The organism is Streptomyces sp. RLA012 (assembly GCF_056270325.1).
On record NZ_JBWDPA010000002.1, the window covers coordinates 180,326 to 194,302 of the forward strand.

Annotated in this window: 18 protein-coding genes and 2 pseudogenes; 10 read left to right on the forward strand and 10 right to left on the reverse strand. The window is 68.9% G+C overall.

Features of this window, described 5'->3' with window-relative positions; translation table 11 throughout:
• Positions 1 to 177: 177 nt before the first annotated feature.
• Entirely contained in the window at positions 178 to 594 is a 417-nt protein-coding gene (locus tag RV986_RS01050) for a nuclear transport factor 2 family protein (RefSeq protein ID WP_475915561.1), read from the reverse strand.
• A gap of 272 nt (positions 595 to 866) precedes the next feature.
• Between RV986_RS01050 and RV986_RS01055 the strand changes: the two genes are divergently transcribed.
• The gene (locus tag RV986_RS01055) at positions 867 to 1,058 is read left to right on the forward strand and encodes a hypothetical protein (RefSeq protein ID WP_475915562.1); all 192 of its coding nucleotides are present in this window, start codon (positions 867 to 869) and stop codon (positions 1,056 to 1,058) included.
• A gap of 637 nt (positions 1,059 to 1,695) precedes the next feature.
• On the opposite strand, the gene RV986_RS01060 is transcribed toward RV986_RS01055, so the two are convergent.
• Positions 1,696 to 2,310, reverse strand: a complete 615-nt coding sequence (locus RV986_RS01060; protein ID WP_475915563.1) for a TetR/AcrR family transcriptional regulator — start codon at positions 2,308 to 2,310, stop codon at positions 1,696 to 1,698.
• Positions 2,311 to 2,409: 99 nt separating this feature from the next.
• Between RV986_RS01060 and RV986_RS01065 the strand changes: the two genes are divergently transcribed.
• On the forward strand, positions 2,410 to 3,549 hold the full coding sequence (locus RV986_RS01065; RefSeq protein ID WP_475915564.1) for an FAD-dependent oxidoreductase: 1,140 nt from the start codon (positions 2,410 to 2,412) through the stop codon (positions 3,547 to 3,549).
• Between the two features lie 108 nt (positions 3,550 to 3,657).
• Here the strand turns inward: RV986_RS01065 and RV986_RS01070 are convergent, their stop codons facing one another.
• On the reverse strand, positions 3,658 to 4,689 hold the full coding sequence (locus RV986_RS01070) for a DMT family transporter (RefSeq protein ID WP_475915565.1): 1,032 nt from the start codon (positions 4,687 to 4,689) through the stop codon (positions 3,658 to 3,660).
• Between the two features lie 156 nt (positions 4,690 to 4,845).
• On the opposite strand from RV986_RS01070, the gene RV986_RS01075 reads away from it, so the two are divergent.
• A complete protein-coding gene (locus RV986_RS01075) occupies positions 4,846 to 5,298 on the forward strand; it encodes an Lrp/AsnC family transcriptional regulator (protein ID WP_475915566.1) in 453 nt (150 codons plus the stop codon).
• 28 nt (positions 5,299 to 5,326) lie between these two features.
• On the opposite strand, the gene RV986_RS01080 is transcribed toward RV986_RS01075, so the two are convergent.
• Positions 5,327 to 5,494 (reverse strand): hypothetical protein, encoded by a 168-nt coding sequence (locus RV986_RS01080; protein ID WP_475915567.1) that lies wholly within the window; start codon positions 5,492 to 5,494, stop codon positions 5,327 to 5,329.
• 98 nt (positions 5,495 to 5,592) lie between these two features.
• On the opposite strand from RV986_RS01080, the gene RV986_RS01085 reads away from it, so the two are divergent.
• Entirely contained in the window at positions 5,593 to 5,772 is a 180-nt protein-coding gene (locus RV986_RS01085) for a hypothetical protein (protein WP_475915568.1), read from the forward strand.
• Between the two features lie 154 nt (positions 5,773 to 5,926).
• On the opposite strand, the gene RV986_RS01090 is transcribed toward RV986_RS01085, so the two are convergent.
• Complete coding sequence (locus tag RV986_RS01090; RefSeq protein WP_475915569.1) at positions 5,927 to 7,048, reverse strand: aromatic ring-hydroxylating dioxygenase subunit alpha; 1,122 nt, start codon at positions 7,046 to 7,048, stop codon at positions 5,927 to 5,929.
• Between the two features lie 149 nt (positions 7,049 to 7,197).
• Here RV986_RS01090 and RV986_RS01095 point away from each other — a divergent pair, with 149 nt between their 5' ends.
• Both RV986_RS01095 and RV986_RS01100 read left to right on the forward strand, forming a co-directional pair.
• Complete coding sequence (locus RV986_RS01095) at positions 7,198 to 7,899, forward strand: TetR/AcrR family transcriptional regulator (RefSeq protein WP_475915570.1); 702 nt, start codon at positions 7,198 to 7,200, stop codon at positions 7,897 to 7,899.
• Between the two features lie 2 nt (positions 7,900 to 7,901).
• Positions 7,902 to 8,663, forward strand: a complete 762-nt coding sequence (locus tag RV986_RS01100; protein ID WP_475915571.1) for an SDR family NAD(P)-dependent oxidoreductase — start codon at positions 7,902 to 7,904, stop codon at positions 8,661 to 8,663.
• Positions 8,664 to 8,875: 212 nt separating this feature from the next.
• On the opposite strand, the gene RV986_RS01105 is transcribed toward RV986_RS01100, so the two are convergent.
• On the reverse strand, positions 8,876 to 9,106 hold the full coding sequence (locus RV986_RS01105) for a hypothetical protein (RefSeq protein WP_475924720.1): 231 nt from the start codon (positions 9,104 to 9,106) through the stop codon (positions 8,876 to 8,878).
• On the opposite strand from RV986_RS01105, the pseudogene RV986_RS01110 reads away from it, so the two are divergent.
• Positions 9,057 to 9,546 (forward strand): annotated as a pseudogene (locus tag RV986_RS01110) (transposase family protein); the annotation flags it as partial. The gene RV986_RS01105 and the pseudogene RV986_RS01110 sit on opposite strands and share 50 nt — an antisense overlap.
• A 181-nt stretch (positions 9,547 to 9,727) precedes the next feature.
• Positions 9,728 to 10,114 carry a hypothetical protein gene (locus RV986_RS01115; RefSeq protein WP_475915572.1) on the forward strand — a complete coding sequence of 129 codons (387 nt, stop codon included), beginning with the start codon at positions 9,728 to 9,730 and terminating at the stop codon, positions 10,112 to 10,114.
• Positions 10,115 to 10,151: 37 nt separating this feature from the next.
• Here RV986_RS01115 and RV986_RS01120 read toward each other — a convergent pair.
• A pseudogene (locus tag RV986_RS01120) lies at positions 10,152 to 10,370 on the reverse strand (IS5/IS1182 family transposase); the annotation flags it as partial.
• 565 nt (positions 10,371 to 10,935) lie between these two features.
• On the opposite strand from RV986_RS01120, the gene RV986_RS01125 reads away from it, so the two are divergent.
• Both RV986_RS01125 and RV986_RS01130 read left to right on the forward strand, forming a co-directional pair.
• Positions 10,936 to 11,142 (forward strand): hypothetical protein, encoded by a 207-nt coding sequence (locus RV986_RS01125; protein ID WP_475915573.1) that lies wholly within the window; start codon positions 10,936 to 10,938, stop codon positions 11,140 to 11,142.
• Positions 11,139 to 11,522 carry a hypothetical protein gene (locus RV986_RS01130; RefSeq protein WP_475915574.1) on the forward strand — a complete coding sequence of 128 codons (384 nt, stop codon included), beginning with the start codon at positions 11,139 to 11,141 and terminating at the stop codon, positions 11,520 to 11,522. The genes RV986_RS01125 and RV986_RS01130 overlap by 4 nt, the downstream gene beginning before the upstream one ends.
• 166 nt (positions 11,523 to 11,688) lie before the next feature.
• Here RV986_RS01130 and RV986_RS01135 read toward each other — a convergent pair whose 3' ends face one another.
• The 3 genes from RV986_RS01135 to RV986_RS01145 all read right to left on the reverse strand — a co-directional run bounded on the left by RV986_RS01135 (position 11,689) and on the right by RV986_RS01145 (position 13,926).
• Entirely contained in the window at positions 11,689 to 11,934 is a 246-nt protein-coding gene (locus RV986_RS01135) for a hypothetical protein (protein ID WP_475915575.1), read from the reverse strand.
• Between the two features lie 4 nt (positions 11,935 to 11,938).
• Complete coding sequence (locus tag RV986_RS01140) at positions 11,939 to 12,190, reverse strand: hypothetical protein (protein ID WP_475915576.1); 252 nt, start codon at positions 12,188 to 12,190, stop codon at positions 11,939 to 11,941.
• Positions 12,191 to 12,489: 299 nt separating this feature from the next.
• Positions 12,490 to 13,926, reverse strand: coding sequence for an amidase (locus RV986_RS01145; RefSeq protein ID WP_475915577.1), 1,437 nt, complete (start codon positions 13,924 to 13,926; stop codon positions 12,490 to 12,492).
• Positions 13,927 to 13,977: the final 51 nt, after the last annotated feature.

Genomic DNA, 13,977 nt, shown 5'->3' on the forward strand with positions numbered 1-13,977 from the left:
GCGTTCGGCGCGCCTGCGGCGGAAGCCGCCGCGAGAAGCGGCGTGGACGCCGTGCCCCACCGACATCAGGTTGGCGTGCCGTGAGGTCGGCGGGGTCCGGCCGGGGTCGGTGTCGGTGTCGGGTCTTCGCGTCGGGCGCCGCCGCGGAGTGCATACCCGAGCCGTCGCGTCGCCGGGTCAGGCCTGCCGGTCGGCCAGGCCGGCCTGCGGGTTGGTGAACATGGGGTTGCCTGCCACGGTGTCCTCCGCGGCCACCTCGTCCTGCAGGACATCCCAGTGCTCCACCACCAGGCCGTCCTCGAAGCGGAAGATGTCGATCCCGAGGAGGGGCTTGTCGGACCCTCCGGAGTACCGGCCGTGGACCATGACCAGATCCCCCTCGGCGATGATCGCTCCGGGCTCGTAACGGGTGGCGTCGGGCAGGCCGGCGATGAACCCGCGCAGCCCGGCCTTGGCCGGCGGGATGAACGGGTTGTGCTGCACGTAGTCCGGGTGCACGTACCGGTCCAGCGCGGCGAAATCCTTGGAGCTGAACGCGGTTGTCAGGAACTCAAGGACGACGGCCTTGTTCCGCTCCGTCTGAGTCTGGTGCATCGGAATCCTCCACTAGGTTTGTTGACTGGTTGGACCACTATAAAACACTATAGGAGTACATTTACGACCTGCGAACCTCTGCCGCCGAGGGGCCAAGGCGCCGCGGACGGTGGATCCGAAGGAGGCCGCGGCTGCGACCAAGGTGCCCCGAGCAATCGACAGGCTGAGCTCAAGTTCTGAATGGACGCGGTCGTCGCTCGCGCACGTCGGCGCAGGTCCCCGAGAGCCGCGACAACAGTGGGGAGATCGCGGTCGACGGCGAGGCGGAGCCGGTGGTCGTGAAGCTGGGCGTCCGGGTGTCGAACACCAAGTCGAGGCGGGACAAGCTCACCGCCGAACAGCTCACCGCCCTGGGTGAGTTGGGCATCGACCGGGCCGGCGCGGCCTGCGGCGCTCCAGGTAGTCCTGGCGGATCGGATGGCAGGCCGGCCGGAACGGGCGGTCGTGGTAGCGGCTGGCGGTGATGCCGTGCTCCTTCTCCAAGACCTCCACCATCGCGCCGCTTGACGGCGGCGAGGCGCGGCGGCGGCGCGGACGCGCACCACAAGCGAGCGCGCCCAGTCCCCGGGCGTCCGCGCCGCCCATCCCGCCCTCCCTCTCCCCCAACTCCAGCCAGGGACTGGGCAAAAGTGGCCGCAACGGGGTGTCAGACCCCCGACCAGGCCCGTACGCCTCGTCGTACCACGGGCGGTGGCCCCTCATCGGCCTGCGCCCCGAACGCCTTCCCGGTGGGGGAGTCGTTCCACCGGCGACACCAGTGGGGCCGACTGGCACTCCAACTGGCGCGCTCACTGGCCAATCAAAGCGCTGAGTCGCACTGGTCAGCTGCTCCGACTTCCCCGACGACCCGGTGCAGACCCAGCAGGTCCAGAACGCCACCCACCAAACACTCACCGCGCCCCAGCCCCGCGACACCACAGCCCTGCGCCGCCGTCTCCTGCGACTGTCCGTACGCCTGTGGTGGCACCCGTTCTGGAACGCCGGCCCGCGGCGTCGGCGCCGACGGGACGGCGCGTACGCGGCTGCGGCAGCCGGCGGGCTCGGGAAAGTGCCCTCAATGCGACCGCGGCCCACGCACCGTCCTGGTCGGCGCCAGGGTGATCACTGCGTGGACCGGGGCCCGGTCGGCCATCCGCTGCGGAGGAGCGCGAAGACCTCGGCGAGCGCGGCGGTGCGCCGATCGCCCTGTCGGTCCGCCAGGTCGAGCGCGGACAGCGCGAACCTGGCGAGCGCCTGCGCGCTCACCGCACTCACGGGCGGGGTGGAGGTCTCGGCGATGGCGTCCGCCAGCGCGGCCTCGTGCCGCAGCAGCATCACGCGCGCGTACTCGCGCAACGCGGGTGTCTCGTCGATCAGGCCGGCGAACTCGGCGAAGCCCGGACGTCCGCGCCTGGCCAGCCAGATGCCCGCGAGGTGGGTTTCCAGCGCCTCCAGCACGTCCTGCCCCGGGGGGCGCTCACGCACCGCGGCGACCAACGCCGTCTGCAGGCCGGGGTCCTCGTCGAAGACCAGCATCTCCTTGACCGGGAAGTGCTTGAAGACCGTGGTCGGCGAAACATCGGCGGCGTCGGCGATCTCCTTGACCGTGACGGCGTCGAAGCCGCGCTCCAGGAACAACCGCGTGGCGGTGTCCGAGATCAGCGCGTGCGTCCGCGTCTTCTTCCGCTCACGGCGGGTCGACGTCGTGTCCGACGTCCCGGGAGATCCAGCGTTCATGCACGCATCCTGCCAAAGGAGAGTTGACTCCACAAGTGTAGTCACTCCACTATTGGTGTCACACCACTTACGAAGGCCTTTCGGCTCTAGGAGTTTCAGATGTCCTCTCCCTCTCCGCGCAGCGCCCGCATCCACATCGTCGGCGGCGGCCCCGGCGGGCTGACCTGCGCGAGCATCCTGGAACGGCGCGGAATCGCGGTGCGCGTGCACGACCGCGACGCCCACCGCACCGCCCGCGACCAGGGCGGCACCCTGGACCTGCGGGAAGACGACGGCCAGCGCGCGCTGGAGGCGGCCGGCCTGCTGGAGCGCTTCCACGAGCTGGCCCGGCCCGAAGGTCAGGAGATGCGCCAACTGGACACCTCCGGCCGGATCGTGGCCCGTGCCGTGCCCGAGCCCGGCGAACGCTTCAAACCCGAGATCGACCGCGGCCAGCTGCGTGACCTGCTCCTGGATTCGCTGGACGCGGACAGGGTGCGCTGGGGCAGCCGGGTGCGGCGGATCGAGGCGACCGGCGACGGAGTTCACGTGCTGCACTTCGCCGACGGGCACACCGAGGAAGCCGATCTCGTCATCGGCGCCGACGGGGCGTTCTCCCGCGTCCGCCCGCTGGTCTCCGCGGCCGAACCCGCCTACACCGGCGTCACGTTCCTGGAGGCCCACTTCAATCAGGTCGACGACCGGCATCCCGAACTCGCCGAGCTGACCGGCCCCGGCAGCGCGGCCATGGCCGACGGGGACCGCGGCATGTTCGCCCAGCGCAGCGACGGCGGGCACATCCGCGTCTACCTCATGCAACGCCTGCCCGCGGACTGGATCTCCGCCGCCGGACTGGCCCCCGGCGACACTGCCGCCCTGCGAGCCCGGCTGCTCGACTCCTACGCGGACTGGGCGCCCGCCCTGAAGCGCGTGATCACCGACAACGACGGTCCCTACGTCGACCGGCCGCTGTTCGTGCTGCCGGCGCCCCACACGTGGGCTCCGGTTCGGGGGGTGACCCTGCTCGGCGACGCCGCGCACCTCATGCCGCCGGTCGGGCTCGGCGTCAACCTGGCCATGCTCGACGCCTACGAACTGGCAGCCGCGCTCAGCTCGGCGGCCACCGTCGACGAGGCCGTCCACGACTACGAATCAACGATGCTGCCCCGCTCGGCCGAAGCCGCACTCCGCACCGAGGGCAGCGCGGAACATCTGCTGAGCAGCCACCACGGCGTCGGCGACCACCTCCAGGCGCAGTGATCGCGGGGGCACCGCCCGACGCCGCCGATGTCACCCAGACTCCGAATCCGGTCGGCGCCGTCCCGCTCTCGGCCGACCCGGCCGACCACCCCGCACACCTGCCAGCGGCTACCGAGCCCCGTCGATCACTTCATGCGCGGTCGGTACGGCCGCTTCGGGCTCGTCCGGCATGGGTCCCGCCTCCGCCGCAGTCCGAGCGGTCTCAGTCCCGGAAGGTTCGCTTCCCCCCGCGTCCGGCGTCGCTGTGGCTCCCTGCCTCCGCTCGACCATGCCCAGCGCCACCCCGACGATGATGATCACGCCGCCCGTCACCTGCGCGAGCCGGATCGACTCCCCGTTGATCACGACGGCGCCGATCACGCCGAAGACCGGGACCAGGTTGAGGATGTTGACCGCGACGCTCGACGCCATCCTGCGCAGGCCGTAGTTGTAGAGGAGGAAGCCGCCGACCGAGCACGCCACGGCCAGGTAGACCAGCAGCGATGAGGCGGTCGCGCCCGGCATCCGCCAGTCGTCGGCCTCCAGCGGGGACGCGAGCAGGAAGCCGGCCGCGCCCGCCAGGGTCTGGTAGTAGGTGACGCTCGTGGCGTCCTGGCCCGCGCTCGCGCGCTTGCCGAGCACGTTGTAGCCGGCCCAGGCCAGCCCGCCGAGCAGCAGCAGGATGTCCCCCAGCCAGCGCGAACTGCCGCCGACCTCGGCCCCGTTGCGTACGACGAGGAAGGCGCCGACGGTGGCCAGCAGCACACCCGTCACCCTCAGCAGCGGCATCCTGGTGCGGAAGACGACCAGTTCCACCAGCAATGTCATCAGCGAGTACGTGGCCACGATCAGCGACGCGTCGGATGCCGTGGACAGGTCGACACCGACGTTCTCCAGGATGAAGTACACGGTGATGCCGAGGAACCCGCTCAGATAGAGCTGCCGCCGCTGCCGCGGGTCCGGCCGGGCCGGGCGGCGCCGGCCCAGCCGTACCGTCACGCCCAGGAGTAGATCCGCGAGGGTGAACCTGATGGCGCCGATACTGAGCGGGCCGACATCCTCCAGCACCCGCTTGGTCACCGCGTACGAACTGCTCCAGAACAGCGCGGCCGCCATGACCGCACACACCGCCCACACCGTGGGTCCTCGTTCGCGCGTCAAGTCACCCCTCCCCACTGCTCATTGCCCGCCACCCACTGCCGCCGACCACACCGTGACCGAACGAACGTCAGTCAACTAGGCTGGAGGCTAACAAGATCATCGAAGGTGATGCGAAGAGTCCGAATTACCTTCGGAATCCGGCGGGGTGAGGCAAGCATGGACGAACTAGATTCGGCGTTGGTGCGGATGCTCCAGGAGGACGGTCGGCGCACCAACCGGGACATGGCCCAGGAACTCGGCATCGCCCCGTCCACGTGTCTGGAGCGAATCCGATCGCTGCGCAGGACCGGCATCCTGACGGGATTTCACGCGGAGGCGGACCTCGCGGCGATCGGCCGCGGGCTGCAGGCGGTGATCGCCGTACGCGTCCGCCCGCCGACACGTGCGGTGATCGAGGCCTTCCAGACCTTCCTGGAGGGGATGCCCGAGGTCATCTCGATCTTCGTCCTCACCGGGAACGACGACTTCCTCGTGCACGTCGCCGTCCGGGACACCGACCATCTGCACGCGGTGGTCCTGGACAAGCTGACGAAGCGCCCGGAACTCGCCGACGTACGGACGTCGGTGGTCTACGGGCACATGCGCAAGAAGGTCATCGGTCCGGCGTGACACCGGCGCGGACCCCGCTCGCGGCGGGTCACCGGGCCGGTGGTGCGGCCGCCTTGGCCACCGCGATCGGCAGGTCGTTCGCGGCGGGGCTGCCCACCGTCACCCGCGGGCCGCTGCCCGGGAAGGCCCGAACCAGCAGACCGCGCCGCTCCCGCTCCTGAGCCACCGGCTCCGAGGCATCGCCCGTGGCAGCCAAAGGAAGTTGGTGTCACCGGGCAGCACATCCCAGCCGAGTCCGAGGAGCGCCTCGCGGGTCCGCTCCCGCTCCGCGACGATCCGCTCCACCCGCTCGAAGTGATCACCGCCCTCGACGTCATCGCGATCACCGGCGGCAGCCGCGGGCCCCGGCTGCCCACCAGCCGTCCGGACAGGGGTGCCGGGCACGGCAGTTGGGGCGAGCCCGGGATCCAGCTCGGCCCTGCCGCGGGTCTGGCCGCCGTCCACGCCCGGTGGACCCGCCGCCGACCGACCTGACCGGGGAGTCGGTCCGACGGCCCGAAGCCGGGCGCCTCAAAGACTGGAACGAAGACCCCGAGCCGTGCGTCCGGACCAGGACAGCCGAAGAGATCCTCGACTCCCCCGCTGCGTCTGCCGACGCAATCTCCGGCGCAATCTCCGGCGCAGGACACTAGGAGTGACTTGGCCCCGGATCCCCGAGCCGCTCGGAGTGGGCGGCCACGTACTTGCCTGCTGTCCGGTGCAGATGCCGCAGCAGGATCTCCTGGTCATTGAGGGGAAAGTGGGAGACCACCCGTGACTCCAGCATGGTCTGGGTGGCTTCGAGTGTGTTGCAGTCCTGCAGCGCGAACTCCTTGAAGGTGACTGCGGCCAGCTCCTGCCGCACCCGGTCACGAGCGCTCCGGGCCGGAACGAAGTACAGAGTGCCCTCGAAGATGTGCCGGTTGTAGGCGGTCGGCCAGTAGTGGTAGGTGAGATACCAGCCGGGTGCCCACACCACCATCATGAAGTTCGGGAAGAAGACGAACGAGTCGATGCCCCAGGCCTGGTGGCCGGACGGGTTCAGTCCTGGCGGCAGCGGGTCGAGCCCAGGGATGTCGGGGCGGTCCCACGGCCCGAAGTTACCGCTGCGCAGTACCCGCTCGATCGGCTTGACCATGCTCAGGTCCTTGGGCGGCGCCATCCCGCCCCATGACGACACCATCCCGTGCGGGCCGTCGAGTTGATAGTGGAGGGCCTCGAATCCGTAACTTGAGAGCTTGCGCGACTCGTTGCCCACGTACTGCTTCGCGTGCAGAACGGGCGCGTGGTAGAACTCCGCGAACGCATCCATGTACAGCTTCCAGTTGCTGCCGATGTCGGCCCGATACCGGTAGACCTCCGCCATCCGGTCGAACGGATAGCCCTCCAAGCCGGCGGCGAGTCCGCCGAGGTACTCGCCCAGCGGTTCGGCGGCGTCGTCGAAGGTGACAAAGACGAAGCCCTCCCAGACCTCGCAGCGGACCGGTACGGGTCCGGACGGGCTCCCGCGGAATGCCCGGACCTCGCCGCCGGCGTCCCGAAGGACTTTCACCGACGTACGGACCGCGGCGATCTCCTTGGTGAAGTGGCTGCCCCTCGTCGGCGCCTGCTCCACGCGGCCGACGTTCAACCAGGTCCGTTCGAAGATCGCCTTGCGCTCGAGTTCGTAGTGCTCGGGGGAGATGGAGTCCTCGTAGGACATCGGGCCGGTGCCGAGCTCAGGGTAGTGCTCGGTCCAGCTGCCCTCGGCAGGCTTCGCAAAATGAGGCATCGTCAAGTCCCTTCTGTGCCTGCTCTGATGGCCTGCTCCGATGCTCCGCGGCAGGGACGCGCAAAAACCATACGATGCCGTATGGTTACGGTCAACGGGCCTGACCTGCCACCTTGACCGAAATCAGACGCGACCGTACATTTTTGGGAATGGAGTCCAAGGCGAGCAGCGAACGATCGCGATCCGGGCGGCCCACGTCGGTGGAGGCCGCTCAGCTGACCGAGAGGCTCCGGCGGGCCGCGGTCGACACCTTCCTGGAGCACGGATACGACGGCACCACCATGGAGGCGGTGGCGAAGGCCGCCGGCATCACCAAGAGCACCCTGTACGCCCGTTACGCCGACAAGCGGACCCTGTTCGTGGCAGTGAGTGCGTGGGCGCTGACCCGTCAGGAACGGGACGGACGGGTGCTGGAGCCGTTGCCCGACGACCTCGCCGGCAGCCTGACCGTGATCGCACGGTCGATCCTGGCGCGGTCCGTCGATCCCGACATCGTGCGGCTCAGCCGGATGGCGATCGCCGAGTCGGAACGCTTCCCCGAGTTCGCGGCGAGCTCCCAGGCCGTCACCTGGTCGCCGCGCATCCAGGTGATCATGGATCTGCTGGACCGTCACGAGCGTGCGGGCACGGTGTCCGTCGTGAACGTCGAGCTCGCGGCCGAGCAGTTCTTCGCCATGGTCGGCGCAATGCCGGCATGGCTGGCGGCCTACGGCATCTACCGGACGCCCGAGGTCGAGGAGCAGCACATCCAGCACGCCGTCCGGCTGTTCCTGAACGGCGTGCTGGTCCGCGAGGGCGCCGACCACCCAGGCCCTCCCCCGGTCGAAAACCCAACGCCGAAGGGAAGGTGAAGATGGCCGGAAAACTGAACGGCAGAGTCGCCCTCGTCACGGGCGGAGCGTCGGGAATCGGGCGGGCCTGTGCGCAGCGCCTGGCCCGTGAGGGTACCGACGTGGCCGTGTTGGATCTCGACGCGGCCGCGGCCGAACGGGTGGCCGAGGAGATCGTGGCCGAGGGCGGCTCGGCACTTGCTGTCGGCGTCGACGTCGCGGACCGTCAGAGCATCGACCGGGCGGTCAAGGAGGTCCACGAGCGGTTCGGGCCCGTCACCGTGCTGGTGAACTCGGCCGGCAAGGAGGGCGCCAAACGGTTCCTCGACATCACCGAAGAGGCGTGGAACTCCCTCCTGACGGTGAACCTGACCGGCACCTTCCACTGCTGCCAGGCAGTGGTGCCGGACATGGTCGAGGCGGGCTGGGGACGGATCGTCAACATCTCCTCGTCCAGCGCGCACAGCGGCCAGCCGTTCATGACGCACTACGTCGCCTCCAAGGCGGGCGTCATCGGCTTCACCAAGGCCCTTGCGCTTGAGCTCGGCCCGTCCGGAATCACCGTCAACACGATCCCGCCCGGATTCGTCGACACGCCGATGCTGCGCCGCAACGAGAAGCTGGGCCGCTTCGTCCAGAGCATGGAGCACCACATCGCACAGACCCCGGTACGCCGAACCGGCCTTCCCGAAGACATCGCCGCCGCCTGCGCCTTCCTCACCTCGGAGGAGGCCGGATACATCACCGGCCAGGTGGTCGGTGTCAACGGCGGGCGGAACACATGAACCGCAGGCCGATGACGCCACCTCTCCATGAGGACGACGCGGTTCCAGTGCCCTGCGCCAGTAGTTGTTGGTTGGCTGTTCAGACCGACCAGCAATTGATGCTCTCAGGGCTGTGCAGCGCGGCAGTGACCCATCTGTACGCCTGCGCCGGCGTGCTCATCGCGAGGACTCGGTGCGATCAGCGGTGTCGCAGCCAGGTGGGCCCGGCTGGATCAGGAGTTTGCGAAGGAGCGGGCGAACTGGCCCAGCACGGCGCCGAGCAGACAGGGGAAGCGGTCATCGAGTTCATCCCCGTCCGCTGCCAGGCGCCGCACCATCTCCAGCCGCACAGGGTCGCCGAGGGCGCGCAACACGGTCGCCAGATCGAAGGCTTCGGGCTTGGGCTGGGGCAGTGCACCCTCGGGAGGCGAAAAGGCCGGACGCTCCCCGGTCGACCGGGGCAAGCAGGGCCTGAAACGCTCCGTGGCTTCCGATGTGACCGAAGTGCCGCTCAGGATCGTCTCCGACGGCGCCAATCGGCACGACTCACCGCTGCTGGGCCCCACCCTGGAAGCGACGAAAGAGCAGGTCGGAATCCTGCCCGAGGACGTAAACGTGAACCTTGACCGCGGCTACGAAAGTCTCAAGGCCCGGGACCTGCCGGAGGAGTTCGGCTTCACTGGCGAGATCGCCCGCAGGGGTGCCCGCACCGATCCAGGCCGGCAAACGGTGGGTGATCGAGCGCACGCACTCCTGGATGAACGCCTACGGCAAACTCCGGCGCTGCACCGACAAAGACGGCCAGGTCGTGGACTTCTCCCTCTACCTGTCCGCTGCCCTCGTCATGCTCCGCATCCTCATCCGCCAATCTGAAACGATCGGTAAGCCGTGTATGAAGTGGTGATCAACTCCCGGGTTCCGTCCCCGGCGGGGGCGGGATCCGGTAGGACTCTGAGAGTGAATCGCGGCCGTTACGGCGTGCACTATCGATGGGTACACCGGTAGTGCGAACACCGACGAAGGGTGTGTGCACTCGGCCGCGGCACTGTGCCAGGTATACACACACCGGCCGACGGAGGGTCGTCATGAGTGAGTCCGAGCTGAAGCGGGCCCTGCACCCCTATCTACGTAAGGAGACACTGAAGGTGGCCCTGTCCGGGTACCTCGGTGCCGGTTTCCGGCGTGCCGTCCTCGGGGTGACCGACCGCCGGGTGCTCCTGGTCAAGAGCACCTATTGGTCGATCCGCGACAAAGGGCTCCTATGGGCGGATCCGCTCGACGAGGTGGCACTGGGCGGTGGGCCCATCGAGCTCCACATGAACGGCGCCTACACCGGGAATACGTACGTTCGCATACGTCGCGCGGACGGCAGCACGTTCCGTCTGAACCCTCGTACGAACTTCATCGGCGGGAGTGACGGCACCCGGCGCAGCGTGGAAACCCTGTACTCATCGGTCAAGGGCCGCTTCTGATCGCATCTGTCCCGCCGTTTCCTCAGTGATGGTGCGGTCAATCAGTTTCCTGCAGGAGGTCGTTGATCCAGATCATCGAGGCGCGAAGGTGGGGGCCTGCGAGGTAGCTCTCGGGCTTTTGGTCGTAACGAGTCGCGATACCCCGCCAGGCCTTCAGCTTGTCGATCAGGCGCTCGACAGTATTCCGCTCCTTGTAAAGATCCGCATCGTAGCCTGCGGGCCGGCGAAGACGGACTTGTCCCTGGTCAGCCTTGTCCCTGGTCAGCGTGGACTCCACTACCGCCCGAGCGCACCACGACGCCGCCGGGATACACATCACCAAGGACCTGGACTGGGAGAGCTCGATGAACTTCCACTGGCTGTAGGTGAGTTGCCGCGCGCACCCGACTGGTGGCACTGCGCAACCTTCAAGAAGCAGTGCCGCCGCCCTGCCGGGCCTCTGATCAGGCGTAACCCGCCCGAGCGCCGAGACAGACGCCCCTCGCGCCACTCACGCCCCTCCCAACGCCAAGGTTTCCACTCCGTCGGACCGTGCGGGCAAACAGGGATGGACCCTGCCGCCCGGCAAGGCGCTGCCCGTGGGACGGGCTGAACACCGGAAGTCCAAACCTCGTGCGCGTGCCGCCGAGCCGGTGATCCCTGCCGCTCGGCGGACACCGACCCTGTCATCGGCTCAGGCCGCGGCCGCCGCCCAGGCACACACCCCAGTGTTCCGAAAGGCGCGCCGCTCCCGCCCGCCGGCCGCTGGGAAGCCGGAGGCACACCATCGTCACCCATCCCACCGGTACCCAGATCGGTACCTGTACGGGTACCCTGCAGACATGCCAGCACTCAACATCGAATTCACCCCGGAAGAAATGGCCCGTCTCCGCGACCGCGCCAAGATCACAGGCAAAAGCCTGAAGGACCACGTCCACGACGTCACCGTGGAAGAAGCCGACCGGATCGCCTTCGTCGAAGGCGCCACCGCCGAAGCCGAGCGCATCCTGCCCGCCGTCATGGAGCACTTCCCCGCAGGCCAGCGGTGAGCCCGCTCATCCGCGTCGACGTCGGCTGGGTTCTCCAGGTCCAGGCAGCGATCTCTCCGCTCAACGTGCCGATCGCGGACTGGGGTGCCCTCGGCTACATGGCCGACCGGCACAAATTCGAACGTGAACGCGGCTCCCTCTACTACGAAGAAGTACCCGCCCGCGCTGCCACCTTCCTGCACACCGCCCTGCTGCTGCGCCCCTTCACCGACTACAACCTGGTCGTCGGCTGGGCCTGCACCCACCAGTACATGACCCTCTCCGGCCAGCCCGTCCAGGTCAAAGACGACGAACTCTACGAACTGGCCCACACGGTACGCACCCAGGAAGCCGACCTGCGTACCGTCGCGCAGCACCTGGAATCCTGGCGCACCATGTAACCCCAGGCGCCGACGAAAAGGCCGAGCCGAAGTCCCCGGCGCGCTGGGCCGATTGAGCCGTGGTTGCACAACTACCGCCGCCGGGACGCGACGATCCGACCCGCATCGCCGACTGGCCTCCGAGACCGCCGCGCCGGTCCGGCGCCAACACCTCACCTCCAAGGCCCTACTCGCCCAGTTCGCCACGCCCATCCGGTACACCGCCGGCCCGCACGTCCAGCCCTACGGCCTGCGCCACCACCAGCGCCTGCCCCAACCTCGTACCCCGCGCGGTGTCGGCCGGGTCCAGGACTTCGTGCCGTACGCGTCCGGTTCCCCGGAGCAGACCTGGAACGACGTTGAGCAGCACCTCCCCGAGGTCTTCGCCTCGGTCGCGGACGGCACGGCGCTGGACGCCCCCCTCGACCACCAATTGGCTACGGAACCTGATCGCACTGCACTGGGTCCGCTCCCAGCACTACCGCGACCTGCACCAGCGCCTCTTCCCGGTCTTCCACCAGAAGCGGCAGCGGCACCTCCTCAACGAAGGCCGACCCCTGCTGCAGGCAGCCGTGCTGGAACAGGCCGGCTTGTTCGTCGAAGGCCGTGAGGGCCTCGCGCTGCACGCCGAGCGGCTCCTGGAACCCATGGCCATCGCGTACGAGAGCGACGCTGTTCCGGGTACGCATCAAGGCCTCCTTCGCCAGGCCCGCAGCCTCCTGGACGGCCACTGCGTGCAGATCCCGACTCCCCAGCACGGCGAGTTCCTCATCGGGGGCACACCGGCTGAGACGGTGCGCCGTGACGGACCGCTGATCTCCCGCAGCATGGCCATCGGCGACTCCCACTCGGTCGTCGTGCCGATCAGCACCAGATACATACGGTCCACCGGCCCGCACCCAGCATATCTGCCGGTCCCGCACGTCCAGGTCGACGAGCTGAGCACGCTGGCTTCATTCTCGTCCGGCTTCGGGGAGAGCCTCCGTACTCAGCTGACAGGCGGGCGGCGACCGGTCCAGGGGTGTGCGAGTTCGAGGGTCCGAGACACCTGGAGCAGGACGTCTTCCCGCCAGGGTGCTGCCACGATCTGGATGCCGACGGGCAGGCCGGTGGCCTCGTCGTGGTGGACGGGGAGGGAGATCGCCGGCTGGCCGGTCACGTTGAACACCGACGTGAACACCCCCATCGGGTAGCTGTTCAACAGTGCCCTCAGGGGATCGTCGTCGGTGCCTGCCCGCCAGGCACCTACGGGCGGCGGGAGACAGGCCATCGTCGGCGTGACAAGGAGGTCGAAGCCGGCGAGGAAGCCTTCGACGATGCGCCGCGACAACTGCTGGGTCTTCTTCACCCCTTCCGCGTACGCCCACGAGTCGATCGCTCGTGCCGCCTCACGCAGGGCGCGATTGTGCGGCTCGACACGGTCCGGTTCCGCGAGTGCGATTCCGGCACCGCCGACGTTCCACAGGGTCGTGAACGCCGCGACCAGTTCGTCGGCCGACGGCAGCGGAAGGGGGGTGTCGACGAGGTGCTGGCCGGCCGATTCGAGTGTCCGAAGAGCGACATCGACGGCTGCAGTACACGCCGGGTGCACGTCTATCCCGTCGATCGGGGATTCGGTGAGCGTACCGATCCGCAGCCCGGTCGGCATGTCCGTCTTCATCGCGGCGGCGAAGGACGTGCGCGGTGTCGGAGGCGACCACCACGCGGCCGGATCGTGACGCGCCAGCACATCGAGGGCCGCCGCGGTGTCCGCCACCGAGCGGGTGAGTACGCCGCTGGTGCCGAGACCCTCCACCTCCACGGTGGCGTTGGTGACCAGGCCGCGGGTGGGTTTGAGGCCGACCAGACCGTTGCACGAGGCGGGGATCCGTATCGACCCGCCGCCGTCCTCGGCGTGGGCGATGGGCGTCATCCCGGCGGCGAGGGCAGCGCCCGCTCCGCTCGACGACCCGCCGGGCGTGCGGTCCGGGTCCCACGGGTTGCGCGAGATGCCCAGGGCGTCGCTTTCCGTGAAGGGCAGGCTGCCGAACTCGGAGGTGGTGGTCTTGCCGAGCAGGACGAAGCCCGCGTCCACGAACCGTCGCACGACCGGGTCCGATGCCTCGGCCGGTGCCTGCTCGGCGCCGGCGGACCCATGGGTGGTGGGCCATCCGGCAACGTCAACAAGGTCCTTGACCGGCAGCGGGACGCCGTGGAACGGCGGGAGGTCCTCGGCCGACGTGGCCCGCGCCACAGCATCGGCCGCGGCGGACGCGGCTTTGCGGACGTCGTCGTCGGCCCGGTGGCAGAAGGCGTTCAGCCGGGGGTCGAGCTCATCCATCCGCTTGAGAAAGCAGTCGGCCACCTCGACGGGACTCACCTCCTTCCGACGGATGGCCGCGGCAAGTTCGACGGCCGGCGTGAACGGGTCGATCGGCGAGCGCATCACGGGCGGTCCTTTCCGGTACGGGGCTGGCAGGAGCCGCCAGTGTTGTCG

Bases quoted from the DNA above. Each gene is read 5' to 3' on its own strand.
- RV986_RS01050 (WP_475915561.1), bottom strand. From the start codon at position 594: ATGCACCAGACTCAGACGGAGCGGAACAAGGCCGTCGTCCTTGAGTTC.
- RV986_RS01060 (WP_475915563.1), bottom strand. From the start codon at position 2,310: ATGAACGCTGGATCTCCCGGGACGTCGGACACGACGTCGACCCGCCGT.
- RV986_RS01065 (WP_475915564.1), top strand. From the start codon at position 2,410: ATGTCCTCTCCCTCTCCGCGCAGCGCCCGCATCCACATCGTCGGCGGC.
- RV986_RS01075 (WP_475915566.1), top strand. From the start codon at position 4,846: ATGGACGAACTAGATTCGGCGTTGGTGCGGATGCTCCAGGAGGACGGT.
- RV986_RS01090 (WP_475915569.1), bottom strand. From the start codon at position 7,048: ATGCCTCATTTTGCGAAGCCTGCCGAGGGCAGCTGGACCGAGCACTAC.
- RV986_RS01095 (WP_475915570.1), top strand. From the start codon at position 7,198: ATGGAGTCCAAGGCGAGCAGCGAACGATCGCGATCCGGGCGGCCCACG.
- RV986_RS01100 (WP_475915571.1), top strand. From the start codon at position 7,902: ATGGCCGGAAAACTGAACGGCAGAGTCGCCCTCGTCACGGGCGGAGCG.
- RV986_RS01115 (WP_475915572.1), top strand. From the start codon at position 9,728: ATGAGTGAGTCCGAGCTGAAGCGGGCCCTGCACCCCTATCTACGTAAG.
- RV986_RS01125 (WP_475915573.1), top strand. From the start codon at position 10,936: ATGCCAGCACTCAACATCGAATTCACCCCGGAAGAAATGGCCCGTCTC.
- RV986_RS01140 (WP_475915576.1), bottom strand. From the start codon at position 12,190: ATGCGTACCCGGAACAGCGTCGCTCTCGTACGCGATGGCCATGGGTTC.
- RV986_RS01145 (WP_475915577.1), bottom strand. From the start codon at position 13,926: ATGCGCTCGCCGATCGACCCGTTCACGCCGGCCGTCGAACTTGCCGCG.